The sequence below is a fragment of the Vibrio sp. 10N.261.46.E11 genome, assembly GCF_041472735.1.
In the GTDB taxonomy this organism is placed as follows: Bacteria; Pseudomonadota; Gammaproteobacteria; order Enterobacterales; family Vibrionaceae; genus Vibrio.
The window spans coordinates 1-1,007 of sequence record NZ_JBFRQW010000095.1 but is presented as its reverse complement, the minus strand read 5'-3'; the positions used below and the strand labels follow the sequence as shown (position 1 = coordinate 1,007).

Sequence of the window (1,007 nt, the reverse complement as noted above, 5' to 3'; positions counted from 1 at the left end):
GAGCGCGGTATCACAATCGCAACTTCTCACGTTGAGTACGACACTCCAGCACGTCACTACGCACACGTAGACTGTCCAGGACACGCGGATTATGTTAAAAACATGATCACTGGTGCTGCACAAATGGACGGCGGTATCCTAGTTGTTGCTGCGACTGACGGCCCTATGCCTCAAACTCGTGAGCACATCCTACTTGGTCGTCAAGTTGGTATCCCTTACATCATCGTATTCATGAACAAATGTGACATGGTTGATGACGAAGAGCTACTTGAGCTAGTTGAGATGGAAGTTCGTGAACTTCTTTCTGAATACGACTTCCCAGGTGATGACCTACCAGTTATCCAAGGTTCTGCACTTGGCGCACTAAACGGCGAGAAGCAGTGGGAAGACAAGATCGTTGAGCTTGCAGAAGCACTAGATTCTTACATTCCTGAGCCAGAGCGTGCAGTTGACCAACCGTTCCTACTACCAATTGAAGATGTATTCTCAATCCAAGGTCGTGGTACTGTTGTAACTGGTCGTATCGAGCGCGGTATCCTACGTGTAGGTGACGAAGTAGAAATCGTTGGTATCAAAGAGACTACTCTTACTACTTGTACTGGTGTTGAAATGTTCCGTAAACTGCTTGACGAAGGTCGTGCAGGTGAGAACGTTGGTGCACTTCTACGTGGTACTAAGCGTGATGACGTTGAACGTGGTCAAGTACTTTCTGCGAAAGGTTCTATCAACCCACACACTAAGTTTGAGTCTGAAGTATACGTACTTTCTAAAGACGAAGGCGGCCGTCACACTCCTTTCTTCAAAGGTTACCGTCCACAGTTCTACTTCCGTACAACTGACGTAACAGGCGACATCACTCTACCAGAAGGCGTAGAAATGGTAATGCCAGGTGACAACGTTCAAATGACTGTTGAGCTAATCGCTCCAATCGCAATGGACGAAGGTCTACGTTTCGCAATCCGCGAAGGTGGCCGTACAGTTGGTGCTGGTGTTGTAGCTAAAATCTT

1 protein-coding gene is annotated in these 1,007 nt (G+C 47.5%); it reads left to right on the top strand.

The genetic code is table 11. The features are described 5' to 3' along the window. On the top strand, positions 1-1,007 hold a 1,007-nt coding region (gene tuf / locus AB4407_RS20805), incomplete at both ends, for an elongation factor Tu (RefSeq protein ID WP_372121839.1).